The organism is Arthrobacter sp. P1_D4, from assembly GCF_056406115.1.
Map to the genome: position 1 here is coordinate 168,000 of NZ_JBFUAU010000006.1, position 15,564 is coordinate 183,563.

The following is a 15,564-nucleotide window of genomic DNA, read 5'->3' on the forward strand; positions in this document are numbered from 1 at the left end:
ATGCGCGACTGGCTGCTCTACCTCGTCATCGCTGGGGCCCTGGTCTTTGCCGTCTCCAGCTGGTGGGGGGTGCGCCGGCTGAAGGCCAAGCACACCCGCAGTGCCGTGTGGGAGGAAACCCACAGCCCGGGCCCGGGCCGCCAGAAGGTGGCCGTGGTCCTGAACCCCATCAAGGCCAAGTCTGCCGAGGCCCGTGGCCTGATTGAAGCAGCGTGCGCGGCGGCCGGCTGGCCGGCGCCCCGCGTCTTTGAAACCACCGCAGAGGACCCCGGATTCTCGCAGGCGCGGGCTGCGGTGGCCTACGGGGCCGACGTCGTCCTGGCCGGCGGCGGCGACGGTACCGTGCGTGTGGTGGCGGAGGTCCTCGCCGGGACGGACACCGCCATGGGCGTGATCCCGCTGGGCACCGCAAACCTCCTGGCCCGCAATGTGCATCTGGAGGTCAACGACCTGCCCGGCAACGTGCAGGCCGCCCTGTTCGGGGACCAGCGGTTCATCGATACGGCGCGGCTCACCCTGGAAAATTCGCTCACCGGGGAGTCAGCGCAACACACGTTCCTGGTGATTGCAGGCATCGGCATGGACGCCGAAGTAGTCAGCGACACCCTTGACGGCCTGAAGAGGGCGGTGGGCTGGCTGGCGTACACGGAAGCCGGGGCCAGGCACCTTCTGGGGCGCCGCAAGAAGGTCTCCATCGCGCTGGATGGCCAGCCTGAGCAGGCCCGGAAGATCCGCAGCGTCCTGTTCGCGAACTGCGGCCTGATCCCCGGGGGAATCGACTTCATCCCGCAGGCCATGATCGATGACGGGATGCTGGACGTGGTGGTGATGAGCCCGCGCAGTGCGATCGGCTGGCTGGCCATGTACACAAAGATCGTCCTGAAGCACACGAAGGACCTGCCGGTCATGACGTATTACCGGTGCGGCAAGATCACTATCCGGTGCCCGGAACCTATGCCCACCCAGGTCGACGGCGATCCTTCCGGCGAGGCCACGATGGTCACCGTCGAGGTGGACCCGGGATCCCTGTTGGTGAGGGTCAAGGACGGCACCGAAGGCCGCTAGGCCGACGGCGGCTGGAGCGCGCCACTGCAGCGCGCCAGGAGCGAGGGACTAGGCGCTAGCGGCCTTCTTGGCCTCTGCCGCCTTCTTCGCCTCGGCCGCAGCCTTGGCGGCCCGGGCTTCGGACTGCTCACGGATCATTGCCTGCTCCTCTTCGAAGCGCAGGCGGTCCGCGCGGTCGGCGTCGTCGCCGTCCCAGTCCTGATTTTCAGCTGTCGGCTTGGGATTGACAATCATTCCCTGGCCGTCATTTTCTGTGCTGGTGCCTGACATGACCCGCTCCCTCCCGTAGGGGAATTCCCCAATATGGATCAGGCAAGCATACGCACAGTTGGGAGGGGGTGGAAGTCCGCCATATGGCATTTGCCTACGCTCTGGGCGAAGCCCCCGGGGTATATTCCGGCACAGCAGATGCGCCCCCCAGTATGTCTTTCACCCACGCATGCGCGGCGCGGAATGCCTGGTCGGAGGTATGCGGCGCGACGCTGGTTCGGTGGCCGTCGGCACGCTGGTAGGACCCGAGGAAGCGGGTGGCCGGGCTGATCCGGTGAAGACCCGCGAGCGCGTCGGCCACCCGGGCGTCGGCGACATGGCCGTCGGCGTCAATGCTGAAGAAATAGTGGCCCAGGTACTGCCCGGTGGGCCGGGATTCGATCCGGCTCAGGTTCACGCCGCGGGTGGCGAACTGGTCCAGGATCTCCATCAGCGCACCCGGCCGGTCTTCGGGCAGCGGCACCACGACAGTGGTCTTGTCGGCTCCGGTGGGGGCCGGCAGTTCACCCGGGCGGCCCACCAGCACGAACCGGGTGACGGCTCCGGGGTTGTCGCCGATGTTTTCCGCCAGCACCATCAGGCCCGGCTGTTCGGTGGCCACGATCGGGGCGCAGATCGCGGCGTCGTAGTGGGCGCCGTCACCATCCAGCAAGCCCATGGCGGCAGCGGCGGTGGAAGAACCGGGGATGTATTCCGCATTGGGAATATTGGCGTCCACCCAGAGCCTGCACTGGGCCCAGGCATGCCCGTGGGTGGAGACGCGCCGGATGTCCCCGAGCGCCACGCCGGGCCTGGCCACCAAGACGAAGCTGATGGGCACCAGGGCCTCCCGGAGGATCCTGAGTTCCTGGCCGGTGGCGATGGCGTCGAGGGTGGCGGTGACCCCGCCCTCGACCGAATTTTCGATCGGTACCATGGCCGCATCGGCGGAGCCGTCCCGCACCTTGTCCAGCGCCGTGTTCACATTCGAGGACGGGATGCGGATGGCCTCCGCCGCGTCCGGGACCTGCATCAGGGCCGCTTCGGTGAAGGTGCCCTCGGGTCCGAGGAATGTGTAGGTGAGCGTCGGTGCGGGCATCAGTTCTTCCTTCTTCAGTTACAGGACAACCGGTTTGAGGCCGTTGTCGGACACCAGCGGCATGCCGGTCTCAACCCACTGGTCCATGCCGCCGGCCACATTCACGGCGGAATATCCCATTCCGACCAGCCACTGGGTGGCCCGGAAGGAGCGGCCGCCGGTGCGGCAGATGACGTAGACGTCCTCGTCCGGGTCCAGCTCCTCAATCCGGGAGGGCAACTGGTCCATGGGAATGTGCAGGGCACCCTCGGCGTGGCCCGCAGCCCACTCATAGTCCTCGCGGACGTCCACGATCTTGGCGCCATCGGGGATGCCAGACACGCTTACGCTCTGGAAGTCGCTCATGTTGACCCTTTCCGCAGAATTCAAGCTCCGATCCCAGCGTATCCCCCGCCGCTGGCACCGCACCCCCGCTGGCGGCACGTTACGCTTCTGGGGACCGCAAAGGAGACCTCATGGCTGCCGAACAGCCCGCGGAGCGGCCGGTCCGCGGCCCCCGCCACGGGACATGCCCTGCCCTGGCCGCGAGCGCTGGGCATGATGCAAATGTGTCCTTCCGCCGGTCCCAGGAATGGGCATGTCCCCCGGGTAGCCGGCCCGCGCGGCCCCAGGTACGGCCGGAGTCCCGCCTCCTTGGCTGAAATCCACGAACTCTCCGCCGTCGAGCTCCGCGATGCGCTCCGTTCCGGGGAGCTGTCCGCCAGGGCCGCCGCCGATCATTTCCTGGACCGGGTCGAAGCCCAGAACCCGCACCTCGGTGCCTTCATCACGGTCACCGCGGAACAGGCGCGGAAAGACGCCACGGCAGCCGACCGGCGCTACGCCCTCCGGAGCCGGAACGGCGGCGACTTGCCCCTGCTGCATGGAATGCCGGTCGCCTTCAAGGACCTGACGGATGTGGCAGGGGTCGTCACCACGCATGGAAGCGCGGCCCTGGAACGCAAGCCGGCCCTGGCCGACGGCGCAGTTCCCGCCGCGCTCAAGGCCGCCGGGGTCCTCTCGCTGGGCAAGACACAGGTCCCGGAGTTCGGCCTGACCGCCTACAGCGAGAACCGGATCGCCCCGCCGTCGCGCAATCCGTATGCACTCAGCCGCAGTTCGGGCGGCTCCTCGGGCGGCAGCGCTGCCGCGGTGGCCGCGGGGCTGTTGCCGTTCGCCCCAGGGTCCGACGGCGGGGGCTCCGTGCGGATCCCTGCCGCGGCATGCGGGCTGGTCGGGTTGAAGCCCGGACGTGGGCTGGTGCCGGCCGGGGAAAGCTCGGGCGATCCCGCGCAGCTCGTGGTTGCCGGACCGCTCGCCCGCTCCGCCGCCGACGCCGCGCTGCTGCTGGATGCCCTGGTGCCGGGCCCGGACAATCAGGGTGCGGGCGGACAGGGGGCGGGCGGTCCGGGCATGGGCGGCCGGGCGCACGCCAGCTACCTCGAGCTGACCGCCAGGGAGCCCCGCCCGCTGAGGATCGGCATAAGTCTCGACAGCCCGTGGCAAGCGAAGTTTCCCTTCATCCCGGACAGTGAGGCGCTCGACGCACTCGCGGACGGCATCTCGCGGCTGGCGGCGGCGGGGCACGAGGCCATGGAAGCGGCGATTCGCTACGACAACCGCTACCCGGATGCTTTCACCACAGCGTGGACGGCCGGCATTGGCAGCGCGCGCATCTCGCCGCAGCGCGAGGCGCTCCTGACGCCGCTCACGAGGACTTTCCGCCGGCGGGCACAGCAGCGCAGTGCAGCCAAACTCAACGAATCCCTCGGGTTCCTCCGGCAGTTCCAGCAGGACACCATTGTCCAGTACGCCCAATGGGACCTCATAGTGACGCCGGCCCTGGCGCAGACACCCCGTCCGGTGGGCTGGTTCACTGGCGCGACCCACGGCGGAGGCTACTGGCCGGCCGCGGAATGGGCAGGCGACGCCGACGGCGACTACCGCAAACAGTGCGAGTACGCGCCGTGGTCATCCATGGTCAACGTCTGCGGGCTGCCGGCCATCAGCATCCCGGTGCACTGGACCGGCGGCGCCCCTGGTTCCGGCCTGCCGATGGGCATCCAGCTGATCGGGCCGATGGGCTGCGAGGGGCTCCTGCTGCAGGTGGCCGCCCAATTGGGCTTCTAGCCGCGGACCCGGCACTCACCTGGGGACATGCCCACTCCTGACGCCGCGCAGGGGACATGTCCGGAACTCACATCGGGCACCGGACATGTCCGTCCTCCACCAGCCGGGACGTGCCCGTTCCTCAGGCCCCGCATCGGACCCGCCCGCCCCTCACGCCGCGCAATGGACATGCCCAGTGCTCATCACGGACATGTCCGCCTGCGGCCGGGGCGGATGGACATAATGCCATCTTGTCCACGCCCGGGCGCCACAAATGGACATGTCCCCCGGTGAGGCCCCGGAACTCAACCAACACACGCACGCCCGGGCCAAGAGTGGGCATGTCCCTAACTGGCATCCAGGAACTCAGCCGACACACACCCCCGGGCACCAAGAACGGGCATGTCCCCCGGCGAGGCACTGGAAACCAGCCACCCCAAGCCCCCAGCCACCCCAAGCCCGCGGCCGCCGTCGGACCTCCCCCTCCCCCAAATGGACGCTGACGGCGGCAGGCGGCTATCGTTCACTCAAACCCGACCAGGCCGCGAAAGAGGATCGATGAAGATCACCGGTGCAGTACTTGAGGAAATCGGCCGCCCCCGCCCTTTCGCGGAGTCCAGGCCGATCAGCATCTCCGAGCTGGAACTGGCGGCTCCCGGGCCCACCGAGATCCTTGTCCGGATGGAGGCCGCCGGAATCTGCCACTCGGACCTGAGCGTCGTCGACGGCAACAGGGTCCGGCCGGTACCCATGCTGCTGGGCCACGAGGCCGCGGGCCGCATCGTGACGGTCGGTTCCGGCGTCACGGACCTGCAGCCCGGCCAGCGGGTGGTCATGTCCTTCCTGCCCCGCTGCGAGCACTGCGCGAACTGCGCCGAGGACGGCCGGCTGCCCTGCACGGCAGGGTCCAAGAGCAACAACGACGGGACCCTGCTGCACGGATCCCGGCTCCTGAGCCGCGACGGCGAGCCCGTCCACCACCACCTGGGCGTCTCAGGCTTCGCCACCCACGCCGTCGTGGACCGCGCTTCCGCCGTGCCGGTGGACGACGACATCCCCGCGGACATCGCGGCAGTGCTGGGCTGCGCCGTGCTGACCGGCGGCGGCGCGGTGCTCAACGCGGCCCGGCCCCGCCCGCAGGACAGCATCATGATCGTCGGCCTCGGCGGGGTGGGCATGGCGGCGCTCATCACCGCCGTCTCGCAAGGAATCTCGCGGATCATCGCCGTGGACACGCTGGAGCAGAAACTCGATCACGCCCGCCGCCTCGGCGCCCACGAGACATACACCCCGCAGCAGGTCCTCGACGCCGGGGTCAAAGCCAGGTTCGTGATCGAGTGCGCGGGAAATCCCCGCGCGTTCGAGACCGCTTTTGCCGCCACCTCCCCCGGCGGCACCACCGTCACGGCCGGACTGCCCTCCCCCGAGGCCCGCGCCCAGCTGGCACCGCTGACCGTCACCGCCGAAGCCCGGACGATCGTGGGCAGCTACCTTGGCTCCGCCGTCCCGTCGCGGGACATCCCGAAATACGCCCAGTTGTGGCGGGACGGGAAACTGCCCGTCGAGGAGCTGATCTCGGACCGCATCGCCCTGGCCGATATCAACCGGGCCATGGACCAGCTGGCAGACGGCCACGCCATCCGGCAGATCATTATGTTCGACGCCGGCGAGCCCGCCGGCAAGCCCGTCTAGGACACGACCGCCCAGCCCGGAACGCCCGCGAAACCGGCGGAAAGAGAGGCGAAAGAGAGGCAAAACACCATCCGGGCTGCTTGCCTCGGGCCTGCTCGAATGTGACAATCGCGCGTCACAATGTCACCATTAAGTAAATGAGCACAACTCATTTATCCAATCCCCCCGCTATAACGCCGGGCGATCCCTCGTTACGTCCCCCCACCAAAACACCGGGCGACACCTCGTTTTTTGGCCACCCAAAGATGCTGGCCAGCCTTTTCTCCGTAGAGATGTGGGAGCGCTTCTCCTTCTACGGAATGCAGGGGATCCTCCTTTACTACATGTACTTCACGGCTGCCCAGGGCGGCCTTGAGATCCCACAAGCTTTGGCGGCCGGCCTCGTCGGCGCCTACGGTGGCGGCGTCTACCTCTCCACAATCCTCGGCGCCTGGCTCGCGGACCGGCTCTTCGGGTCCGAGCGGGTGCTGTTCGGCGCGGCCGTCCTGATCATGGCCGGCCACATCGGGCTGGCACTCGTGCCCGGCATACCCGGCCTGATCGCCGGACTGGTGCTGGTGGGCGTCGGCTCCGGCGGCCTGAAGGCCAATGCCACCGCCCTCGTCGGCAGCCTGTATGGGGAGAAGGACGAACGCCGCGACGCCGGGTTCTCCATCTTCTACATGGGCATCAACGCCGGTGCGCTGATCGGCCCGCTGGTCACCGGCTGGCTGCAGGAAAGCCAGGGCTTCCACTGGGGCTTCGGCGCTGCCGCCGTCGGCATGGCCATTGGCCTTGTCATCTACTCGCTGGGCCGCAAGAAGCTGCCCGAAGAAGCACACCGGGTACCGAACCCGCTCCCGGCCGCCCAGCGCACCCGCTACGGCCTCGTCTTCGCCGGCATCGCCCTGATCATCGCCGTGCTGCTCGTGACCGGCACGGTGAACGCCGAAAACCTGGCCATGTCCATGGCCTACGCCGCAATCGGTGCGTCGGTGCTGTACTTCGCGCTGATCTTCAGCAGCAAGAAGGTCACCCCCACCGAGCGCGGACGGGTCGCAGCATTCATCCCGCTGTACATCGCCTCCGCCGCGTTCTGGGCCCTGTTCCAGCAGCAGTTCACCTTCATCGCCGTGTACTCGGAGGAGAAGCTGGACCGGAACCTGTTCGGCTGGGAAATGCCTGCCGCCTGGGTCCAGTCCATCAACCCGGTGTTCATCATCATTTTCGCCGGCATCATGGCCGCCCTCTGGACCCGGCTCGGCCGCAAGCAGCCCGGTTCGGCCCTGAAGTTCTCGATCGGCCTGTTCGTGATGGGCCTTGCGTTCCTGGCCTTCATTCCGCTGGCCGGCGGTGGCAAGACCCCTCTGCTGGCCCTGGTCGGAATCCTGCTTCTGTTCACGCTTGCAGAGCTGTTCCTCTCCCCCATCGGCCTGTCTGTGACCACCAAGCTGGCGCCGAAGGCCTTCCACACCCAGATGGTGGCACTGTTCTTCCTGTCCGTGTCCCTGGGCACCACCCTGGCCGGTATCCTGTCCGGTCTGTACAACCCGCAGGACGAGCTGCCCTACTTCATCGGCATCGGCGGAACCGCAATGCTGCTGGCCGTGGGCCTGGCGGTCGCCTCCCCGGCGATCAAGAAGCTCATGGGCGGCGTACGCTGACCCGATGAGCACCGCACATCGCGTTCCGGTTGCTTCGCGCGTCTACACCCCCGCCCCCGGCGAGGCGTCCGACGTCGAACTCATGCCGGCAGGCGATGTCACCGACGGCGTGGTGCGGGTTGGCGGAACCATCCGCCGCCCGCACCAGGCGCAATCCCTCGCCGTCGCCGAGTACCTCGACTGGCTGGACGACGCCGGTTTTGAGGGCTCCCCCCGCTTCCTCGGCCGCGACCCGCAGGGCCGGGACGTCCTGACCTTCGTGCCGGGAGACTGCGCCGGGTCGCCGCCGGAATCCTGGGTGCAGTCCGAGGACCTGCTGGCCTCCGTGGCCCGCCTGGTGCGGCGCCTGCACACCGCGTCCGCCGGCTTCGTGCCGCGGGCCCACGCGTTCCCGCCCCGGCCGGTCCGGCCTAACCCCACCGACGCCGCCGGACTCATCTGCCACCTGGACGTGACACCCCAGAACGTGGTGGTCCGGGACGGCCTGGCCGCGGGACTGGTGGATTTTGACCTCGCCGGACCCGCCACGGCACTTCACGATTCGCTCAACACCGCCATGCGCTGGGTGCCGCTCCGCGACCCGTCAGATGCGTGGCCGGGCTGGGAAGACCAGAATCCGTTCCGCCGGCTGCGCATCTTCGCCGACGCCTACGGCTGGAGCGAGGATGAACGACGCCGGGTTCCCGGCGCCGGGATCGACGCCGCGGCGCTCAGCTACGAGCGGATGCGGCACAACGCCGCGGCCCTGGGCGGCGGCTGGGCGCGGATGTGGCAGGACGGCGTGGGCGGCCAGATCAACCGCCGGCGCGCTTGGCTTGAGGCCAACGCGCAGCCCCTGGTGGCTGCTCTGACAGCCTGACCAGGCGCGGCTCCGGCGCCACAGGGCAGACCTAGGCTCCGTACCCGCTGTTGCGCGCGGTGCCGATGACCAGTCCGAAAATGACCAGGACCAGGATGGTCACGGCGATGCCCACGTAACCCATCACCAGGCCGGCGATCGCCATGCCCCGGCCGGCCGGTTCGCGCCGCAGGGCCAGGTGCCCCAGAATCACGGCGGCCAGCTGCGGGAGCAGGAAGAATCCGAATCCCACCAGCGCGGCGATGCCGCAGCACATGCTGGCGATGCTCAGACTCTTGGGCGACGGCGGCGCGCCGTAGTACGCGGGCTGGCCGTAGGCGTTGGGGCTGCCCGGCTGGGCATACGGCGACGGCTGGCCATACGGGGCGGACGGCTGGCTGTAGATCGGGGGGTACGGGCTTGAGTACTGGCCGCGGTCAGGTGCCGCCTGGCCGGTGTAGGGCTGTTGTCCGGTGTAGGGCTGCTGTCCGACGTGAGGCTGCTCGCCCGTGTCGGGCTGCCGGCCTGTGTGAGGCTGCTGGCCCGGGTAGGGCTGCTGCGGGGATTCGGGTTGCGCGAACTGCTGCGTCGCCGACGGTCCCTGGTCCTGGCCGGCGGGTGGTGTCTGCCCCGGCGGAACGTCGGGTTGCTGGTCCGGGAGGCGCAGGGTCGGCTGGTAGCCCTCCGGGGTCTCGTCTTTGCCTTGTTTTGGCTGTTCAGTCATGGCTTGTCCCCTCAAGAAGTCCCTGGATCCAGAGTACCGCCGCACGGTTGGCTTGGGACCGGGCCTATTGGCGGGTTTTCTTTCGTCACAGGAGCGGGTTTGGCGCGAAACCGTGTTGCAGCCCGCCCTCGTCTGGCATGCTGGTGCCATGGCTAGCCGCGCGGGCACAGTTGCCCAACCCCAAGACCTTGTTGACCTCACTGCGCTTTTGGATGCGTACTACGACGTTTCGCCGGACCTCTCGGACCCGGGCCAGCGGGTGGCCTTCGGCACCTCCGGGCATCGTGGATCGAGCCTGAAGGCGTCCTTTAACGAACCCCACATCCTCGCCATCACGCAGGCGATCGTGGAATACCGGGCAGGCCAGGGCATCACCGGCCCCCTCTATATGGCCAAGGACACCCATGGCCTGAGCGAGCCCGCACAAAACTCCGCCCTTGAGGTGCTGGCCGCCAACGGCGTGCACGTCCTCATCGACGCCCGCCACGGCTACACGCCCACCCCTGCCCTGAGCCACGCCATCCTGACGCACAACCGCAATGCCGCCCTTGGCGCGCCGCAGGCCGACGGCATCGTGGTGACCCCCAGCCACAACCCCCCGGGCGACGGCGGATTCAAGTACAACCCTCCGCACGGCGGCCCCGCGGACACCGACGCCACCGGCTGGATCGCCAACCGCGCCAACGAGCTGCTGGAAAACGGCCTGCGCGGCGTCAAGCGGATTCCGGTGGCCGAGGCCCTGGCCGCCGGGACCACCGGCAAGTTCGACTTCCTGAGCAGCTACGTCGACGACCTCCCCTCGGTACTGGATCTCAACGCGATCCGCGAGGCGGGCGTCCGGATCGGCGCCGACCCGATGGGCGGAGCGTCGGTGGACTACTGGGGCGAGATCGGTGAGCGCCACCACCTGAACCTCACCGTGGTCAACCCCACCGTCGACCCGCAGTGGGCTTTCATGACGCTGGACTGGGACGAGAAGATCCGGATGGATTGCTCCTCGCCGTCGGCGATGGCGTCCCTGATTAACCGCATGTCTGTTGGTGCGGACGGGTCCGCAGCCTTCGACGTCGCCACCGGCAACGACGCCGACGCCGACCGCCACGGAATCGTCACCCCCGACGGCGGGCTGATGAACCCGAACCACTACCTCGCCGTCGCCATCGATTATCTGTACCGGCACCGGACCGGCTGGAACCCGCAGTCCGTGATCGGCAAGACCCTGGTTTCCTCATCCATCATCGACCGCGTGGCCGAGAGCCTGGGCCGCAAACTTGTCGAAGTGCCCGTGGGCTTCAAGTGGTTCGTCCCCGGGCTGCTGTCCGGAGAGGGCGCCTTCGGCGGCGAGGAATCCGCCGGCGCCTCCTTTAACAAGATGGACGGGAGCGTCTGGACCACCGACAAGGATGGCATCCTGCTGGCCCTGCTGGCCTCGGAGATCACGGCGGTGACGGGCAAATCACCGTCGCAGCTGTACAAGGGCCTCACCGACCAGTTCGGCGACCCCGTCTACGCCCGGATCGACGCGGCCGCCACCCGGGAGCAGAAGGCGGCGCTGGGCAAGCTCTCGCCGTCGGACGTTACCGCGACCGAACTGGCCGGCGAAACGATCACGGCCAAACTGACCGAGGCGCCGGGCAATGGGGCCGCGATTGGCGGCCTCAAGGTCGTTACCGAAAACGCCTGGTTCGCAGCCCGGCCCTCCGGCACGGAAGATGTCTACAAGATCTACGCCGAGTCCTTCAAGGGTGCCGAGCACCTCAAGCAGGTCCAGGCCGAGGCGAAGGCGCTGGTGGACGGGGTTATCTCGTAGTTCAGCCGCCGGTGGCCAACTCGGCGCGGTCCCTGCCAAGCGTCTTTGCCTGGTAGAGGGCCGCGTCGGCCGAGATCACTGCGGCGTCGAGGCTGCCCGCTCCGGCGCCGGTGGACGCGATGCCGTAGCTCACGGTGGGCAGCCGGGGAATGACTGCGGACCCGGATTGATGGAGCCGGACGCTGATGTCGGCAGCGATTTCCCGTGCCCTGTCCGGCGTGACGCCAGGCAGCAGGAGGATGAATTCCTCGCCGCCGTAACGGCCCACGAGGTCGGTGGAGCGGACGGTGCCGGAGCAGGCCCTGGCAAAGGCCTGCAGCGCGGAGTCCCCGGCCGAGTGGCCGAACTGATCGTTGATGGCCTTGAAGTGGTCCAGGTCCGCGAGGATGATCGATGCCGTGGTGCCGGTCCGGCGCAAACGGCGCAGTTCGTTTTCGGCGAGGTCCAGGAACGCAGAACGGTTGAGCAGGCCCGTGAGGCCGTCCACGGTGGCCCGTGCCCGGAGGTCCTGGGTCTGCTGTTCGTAGCTCAGCTCGGCCATGGTGAAGGAAGCAACCACGAGCGTGATCGTCGAGAAGACCGTCATCGGGACGGAGCCGAACACCGACGTGAAGACGGCACCGTCCGGTCCGTTCGCCAGGAAAGCGACGAGGCGGCCCAGGTAGAACACGGCCAGGATGCCGGCGCCCACGGCGAGGGGACGGTGGACGCGCGAGTAGTCGCGCTCGAGCAGGAACAGCTCCCGGGATGCCAGGCCGATCAACACGGCCATGAATCCCAGGTACACCGGGCCTCCCGCCCAGACGTTGGTGGCCGGGTGGCCGAGGAAGGAAGCGACGGCGGTCGCGGCAGGACCGGCCGCGAGCTGCCAAGGCCGGAGGGAGGGGGCGCGGAGGGATCGACCGCCGGCCCAGATGCTGGCGGCACCGGCGACCAGCAGGACGTTGCCGGCAGGGATGGCCCACCCCTGCTGCGTTGTACCCTCCAGCAGGTACGCGGCGTTGCCGACCAGGAACAGCAGGAGCGCCATGCACCACCAGCCGCTGTAGTGCGACCGGGTGCGCCGGAACGTAATGAAGTAGAAAAGCATGAGCAGTGTGAGGTCGACAAGCGCCAAGGCAACCCGCAGTGTCGCGGCGTCAAGCATCATTTAGTGGTCCCCCCGGTCCGCTGTGACTTGCCCGAAATACTCACTTCGTCTTCGAATTACCGTCGAATAGCTGCCGAAGTTGACCCAAGTATGGCACCCGGTCCACAGGAATCCAGCGCCGGCGTCGCGGATATGACGTTGTGCCCTCCCCAGACGCCGTTCTGGCGCCTACGCCTGGCCGACAGTCCACAACTTCAGGATCCGGCGCGTGGCGTGCCCGCCGTCAGGCGCCATGTCCACGAGCGCTATTCGGTCAAGCGCGAACGTGTCGCCCTGCCGGAGCCGTTTGTCGCCGTGGTGCGAGACGTGCGGCCGGTACCCCTCCAGGGTGAAGGCAGGCGTGGAGATCCGGCCGGGCAGCTGATCCACGATCCGGACCAGCTCGTTGTGGAGGACCTGCAGCTCGTCGTTGGGTTCAATCAGGTTGACCGGGATTGACCCTGCGCGCCCGAACCCGGCTTCGCCGCCCACGCTGATCCGGCAGCCCAGGGCAGCGGCCACCGGGTCCGCCATGAGGGCGGCGATGTGGCCGGCGAGCGGATCGCCCGCGGCCGGCGGCGTGCCCGGCGCGGGTTCCGCGCGGGTTTCCTGGCCGGGTTCGACGACGTCGGACTGCACGACGCCGGCCTTGACCACGTCGAATTTGACCAGGGTGAGGTGCAGCGGCCAGTCATCCCGGGGAAACTCGAGCCCCTCGGCTACCGGTTCCACGAAGGCCACCGCGATCAGGTTCCGCATGGGAAAAGTGTGCCACGCCGCGGCGCCTCCGGGGCCGGGCGGGCGCCGCAAACTCACAGTGCCGGCGGCGACGGCGCGGACTAAAATGGGAAGTGGCCCTGGATGTGGGCCTTGCGCTGAACCGCAGAATCGCATCCCGAGTGCCTCCGGCCTGTCCCCCATGGTGCCGGAGGCACCTCCGCGGGAGGACAGTGCCGGAGGCACCTCCGCGGAAGGACAGTGCCGGAGAACGGCGCCGGGGGCTGTTAGACGGTGCGGACGACGTCCTCGTAGGCGAATTTCGGCTTGGCTTCGCCCCAGGCGTCTGCCCCGGGCTGGCCGATGTTGACCACCAGGAAGCTCTTCTGGTTCCCGTCGGGGAAGAACGCGGCGTCGATCTTGGCGAAGTCGGCACCGGTCATGGGACCTGCCGCGAGGCCCAGGGTGCGGACCGCGAGGATGAAGTAGCCGGCCTGCAGGTGGGCGTTGTTGTTGCCCGTGGCCGCTGCGAGTTCCGGCGCGGCGTCATACATGGCCTTGGGGGCGTTGTAGCCGGGAAGGAACGCGTCCCACTGGTCCTGCCAGGCGGTGTCGTAGCTCAGGACCGCGACGAGCGGCGCTGATGCCGTCTTGACGCGGTTTCCGGCGGCCAGCGCATCTACAAGCGTGGCGCGGGCTTCGTCGGAGCGCACGTACGTAACGCGCAGCGGCTGGGAGTTGAACGCCGTGGGGCCGAACTTCGTCAGTTCGTAAATCGCGCGGGCCTGCTCGTCGGTGACGTCGCCGGTGAAGGCGTTCGCCGTGCGGGCTTCGGCAAAGATGGCGTCGACGGCGGCTGCCTCGATTACTGCTTCATCGTGGGCGAGTGTCATGGGCATCCCTTTCGCTGGGCCGGCGCACTCTTGGGCGGCCGGCGTCTCCTGCTATCAATAGTTGCAACTTCAACGGACGACGCCTGCTTCCCACTGCGCCCTGTGACCTCGGGCACATCGGCCCCGCACGCAGCACGCCGGCCCGACGGGACGGCCGGGAAATGCTGCGCGGTAAAGTTGCTCGGGAAGATTCCTTCCCGCCCGCCCCACATTCTCTGAAAGGCTCCCGGCATGAGCATGCTCGGCACCAAATGGAAGCTCCACGGCAACGGCAAGTCCGTCCGCCCCGGTGAGGTCGTCAGGCCGGATGAGCGGCTCACCTGGCCCCTGACGGTGGGGATCGGGATGCAGCATGTTGTGGCCATGTTCGGTGCCACCTTCCTGGTCCCGATCATCACGGGCATGCCGCCAGCCACCACCCTGTTCTTCTCCGGCATTGGCACGCTCCTGTTCCTGGTCATCACGCAGGGACGGGTGCCCAGCTACCTCGGTTCCAGCTTCGCGTTCATCGCGCCGATCATGGCTTCCCAGCAGCAGTTCGGCGTCCCCGGGGCACTCGGCGGAGTGGTCCTGGCAGGCGCGACCCTCGCCGTCGTCGGCGCCGTGGTGCAGAAGTTTGGCGCCGGCTGGATCAACCGGGTCATGCCGCCGATCGTGACCGGCGCGATCGTGGCGCTGATCGGCCTGAACCTGGCACCCGCGGCGAAGGCCAACTTCGACCAGGCCCCCGTGACCGCCTTCATCACCCTGGCCGTCATCATCGTGGTCAGCGTGCTGTTCCGCGGCATGCTGGGCCGGCTGAGCATCCTGGCGGGTGTCCTGGTGGGCTACCTTGTTGCGATGATCCGGGGCGAGGTGGACTTCTCCAAGGTGGACAGTGCTGGGTGGGTGGGCCTGCCGCATTTCCAGACCCCCGAATTCCACCTCGGCGTCGTGGGCCTCTTCGTGCCGGTCGTTCTGGTGCTGGTGGCAGAGAACATCGGCCACGTGAAATCCGTGTCCGCCATGACGGGGCAGAACCTCGACGGCGTCTCCGGCCGCGCGCTGCTGGCCGACGGCGCCGCCACCGTACTTGCCGGTCTTGGCGGCGGGTCCGGGACGACCACCTACGCCGAGAACATCGGCGTCATGGCCGCCACCAAGGTGTATTCGACGGCGGCGTACTGGGTGGCCGGCGGCTTCGCAGTGATCCTGAGCTTCTCGCCGAAGTTTGGCGAGCTTATCGCCACGGTCCCCGCCGGCGTCCTGGGCGGCGCGGCCACGATGCTGTACGGCATGATCGGCGTGCTGGGCGTGAAAATCTGGGTCCAGAACAAGGTGAACTTCTCCAACTCGATCAACCTGACCACGGCCGCCGTCGCCCTTATTGTCGGGATTGCCGACTACACCTGGACCATCGGCGACTTGAAGTTCACCGGGATTGCGCTCGGCTCGGCCGCGGCCCTGGTGATCTACCACGGCATGAAGGCGATCGCGAAGGTGCGCGGCACGGTGGCCGAACCGGAAACCGAAGATCCCTCGCCGGCCGCAGCTTCGACGGCCGCGGTCAAGGCAGCGGTCAAGCGCTCCCCCAAGAAGCGCCGCTAAAGAACGCCGCCCGGAAGTGCGCGGCGGGCG

14 protein-coding genes are annotated in these 15,564 nt (G+C 68.3%); 7 read left to right on the plus strand and 7 right to left on the minus strand.

All coding sequences use genetic code 11. The features are described 5' to 3' along the window. Window positions 1–1,065 carry a diacylglycerol/lipid kinase family protein gene (locus tag AC1D0A_RS07350; RefSeq protein WP_476945467.1) on the plus strand — a complete coding sequence of 355 codons (1,065 nt, stop codon included), beginning with the start codon at window positions 1–3 and terminating at the stop codon, window positions 1,063–1,065. Between the two features lie 48 nt (window positions 1,066–1,113). Here the strand turns inward: AC1D0A_RS07350 and AC1D0A_RS07355 are convergent, their stop codons facing one another. The 3 genes from AC1D0A_RS07355 to AC1D0A_RS07365 form a co-directional block, all read right to left on the minus strand. After that, window positions 1,114–1,335, minus strand: a complete 222-nt coding sequence (locus AC1D0A_RS07355; RefSeq protein ID WP_018774949.1) for a hypothetical protein — start codon at window positions 1,333–1,335, stop codon at window positions 1,114–1,116. A gap of 94 nt (window positions 1,336–1,429) precedes the next feature. Then, window positions 1,430–2,413 carry a prephenate dehydratase gene (gene pheA / locus AC1D0A_RS07360; RefSeq protein WP_243178298.1) on the minus strand — a complete coding sequence of 328 codons (984 nt, stop codon included), beginning with the start codon at window positions 2,411–2,413 and terminating at the stop codon, window positions 1,430–1,432. An 18-nt stretch (window positions 2,414–2,431) separates the two neighbouring features. Continuing rightward, window positions 2,432–2,758 carry a rhodanese-like domain-containing protein gene (locus tag AC1D0A_RS07365; protein ID WP_028275982.1) on the minus strand — a complete coding sequence of 109 codons (327 nt, stop codon included), beginning with the start codon at window positions 2,756–2,758 and terminating at the stop codon, window positions 2,432–2,434. Window positions 2,759–3,046: 288 nt separating this feature from the next. On the opposite strand from AC1D0A_RS07365, the gene AC1D0A_RS07370 reads away from it, so the two are divergent. From AC1D0A_RS07370 to AC1D0A_RS07385, 4 genes are all read left to right on the plus strand, one after another. Next, on the plus strand, window positions 3,047–4,522 hold the full coding sequence (locus tag AC1D0A_RS07370; RefSeq protein ID WP_476945468.1) for an amidase: 1,476 nt from the start codon (window positions 3,047–3,049) through the stop codon (window positions 4,520–4,522). Between the two features lie 537 nt (window positions 4,523–5,059). Then, on the plus strand, window positions 5,060–6,193 hold the full coding sequence (locus AC1D0A_RS07375; protein WP_476945469.1) for an alcohol dehydrogenase catalytic domain-containing protein: 1,134 nt from the start codon (window positions 5,060–5,062) through the stop codon (window positions 6,191–6,193). A 137-nt stretch (window positions 6,194–6,330) separates the two neighbouring features. Next, on the plus strand, window positions 6,331–7,836 hold the full coding sequence (locus AC1D0A_RS07380) for a peptide MFS transporter (RefSeq protein WP_216699111.1): 1,506 nt from the start codon (window positions 6,331–6,333) through the stop codon (window positions 7,834–7,836). 4 nt (window positions 7,837–7,840) lie between these two features. Further along, on the plus strand, window positions 7,841–8,695 hold the full coding sequence (locus AC1D0A_RS07385) for a phosphotransferase (protein ID WP_476945470.1): 855 nt from the start codon (window positions 7,841–7,843) through the stop codon (window positions 8,693–8,695). A gap of 31 nt (window positions 8,696–8,726) precedes the next feature. On the opposite strand, the gene AC1D0A_RS07390 is transcribed toward AC1D0A_RS07385, so the two are convergent. After that, on the minus strand, window positions 8,727–9,398 hold the full coding sequence (locus tag AC1D0A_RS07390; protein WP_476945471.1) for a DUF4190 domain-containing protein: 672 nt from the start codon (window positions 9,396–9,398) through the stop codon (window positions 8,727–8,729). A gap of 148 nt (window positions 9,399–9,546) precedes the next feature. Between AC1D0A_RS07390 and pgm the strand changes: the two genes are divergently transcribed. Next, on the plus strand, window positions 9,547–11,208 hold the full coding sequence (gene pgm, locus AC1D0A_RS07395) for a phosphoglucomutase (alpha-D-glucose-1,6-bisphosphate-dependent) (protein WP_476945472.1): 1,662 nt from the start codon (window positions 9,547–9,549) through the stop codon (window positions 11,206–11,208). A 1-nt stretch (window position 11,209) separates the two neighbouring features. On the opposite strand, the gene AC1D0A_RS07400 is transcribed toward pgm, so the two are convergent. The 3 genes from AC1D0A_RS07400 to AC1D0A_RS07410 form a co-directional block, all read right to left on the minus strand. Then, on the minus strand, window positions 11,210–12,358 hold the full coding sequence (locus AC1D0A_RS07400) for a GGDEF domain-containing protein (protein ID WP_028275974.1): 1,149 nt from the start codon (window positions 12,356–12,358) through the stop codon (window positions 11,210–11,212). 168 nt (window positions 12,359–12,526) lie between these two features. Beyond that, entirely contained in the window at window positions 12,527–13,096 is a 570-nt protein-coding gene (locus AC1D0A_RS07405; RefSeq protein WP_243178291.1) for a hypothetical protein, read from the minus strand. Window positions 13,097–13,341: 245 nt separating this feature from the next. Then, entirely contained in the window at window positions 13,342–13,947 is a 606-nt protein-coding gene (locus AC1D0A_RS07410; protein WP_476945473.1) for a malonic semialdehyde reductase, read from the minus strand. A 231-nt stretch (window positions 13,948–14,178) separates the two neighbouring features. On the opposite strand from AC1D0A_RS07410, the gene AC1D0A_RS07415 reads away from it, so the two are divergent. Next, entirely contained in the window at window positions 14,179–15,534 is a 1,356-nt protein-coding gene (locus AC1D0A_RS07415) for a uracil-xanthine permease family protein (RefSeq protein ID WP_476945474.1), read from the plus strand. Window positions 15,535–15,564 lie beyond the last annotated feature (30 nt).

Excerpts from the sequence above, each read along its gene's own strand:
- AC1D0A_RS07405 (WP_243178291.1), bottom strand. The coding sequence starts at position 13,096 with ATGCGGAACCTGATCGCGGTGGCCTTCGTGGAACCGGTAGCCGAGGGG.
- AC1D0A_RS07415 (WP_476945474.1), top strand. The coding sequence starts at position 14,179 with ATGAGCATGCTCGGCACCAAATGGAAGCTCCACGGCAACGGCAAGTCC.
- AC1D0A_RS07400 (WP_028275974.1), bottom strand. The coding sequence starts at position 12,358 with ATGATGCTTGACGCCGCGACACTGCGGGTTGCCTTGGCGCTTGTCGAC.
- pheA (WP_243178298.1), bottom strand. The coding sequence starts at position 2,413 with ATGCCCGCACCGACGCTCACCTACACATTCCTCGGACCCGAGGGCACC.
- AC1D0A_RS07380 (WP_216699111.1), top strand. The coding sequence starts at position 6,331 with ATGAGCACAACTCATTTATCCAATCCCCCCGCTATAACGCCGGGCGAT.
- AC1D0A_RS07355 (WP_018774949.1), bottom strand. The coding sequence starts at position 1,335 with ATGTCAGGCACCAGCACAGAAAATGACGGCCAGGGAATGATTGTCAAT.
- AC1D0A_RS07410 (WP_476945473.1), bottom strand. The coding sequence starts at position 13,947 with ATGACACTCGCCCACGATGAAGCAGTAATCGAGGCAGCCGCCGTCGAC.
- AC1D0A_RS07350 (WP_476945467.1), top strand. The coding sequence starts at position 1 with ATGCGCGACTGGCTGCTCTACCTCGTCATCGCTGGGGCCCTGGTCTTT.
- AC1D0A_RS07385 (WP_476945470.1), top strand. The coding sequence starts at position 7,841 with ATGAGCACCGCACATCGCGTTCCGGTTGCTTCGCGCGTCTACACCCCC.
- AC1D0A_RS07390 (WP_476945471.1), bottom strand. The coding sequence starts at position 9,398 with ATGACTGAACAGCCAAAACAAGGCAAAGACGAGACCCCGGAGGGCTAC.
- AC1D0A_RS07365 (WP_028275982.1), bottom strand. The coding sequence starts at position 2,758 with ATGAGCGACTTCCAGAGCGTAAGCGTGTCTGGCATCCCCGATGGCGCC.
- AC1D0A_RS07375 (WP_476945469.1), top strand. The coding sequence starts at position 5,060 with ATGAAGATCACCGGTGCAGTACTTGAGGAAATCGGCCGCCCCCGCCCT.
- pgm (WP_476945472.1), top strand. The coding sequence starts at position 9,547 with ATGGCTAGCCGCGCGGGCACAGTTGCCCAACCCCAAGACCTTGTTGAC.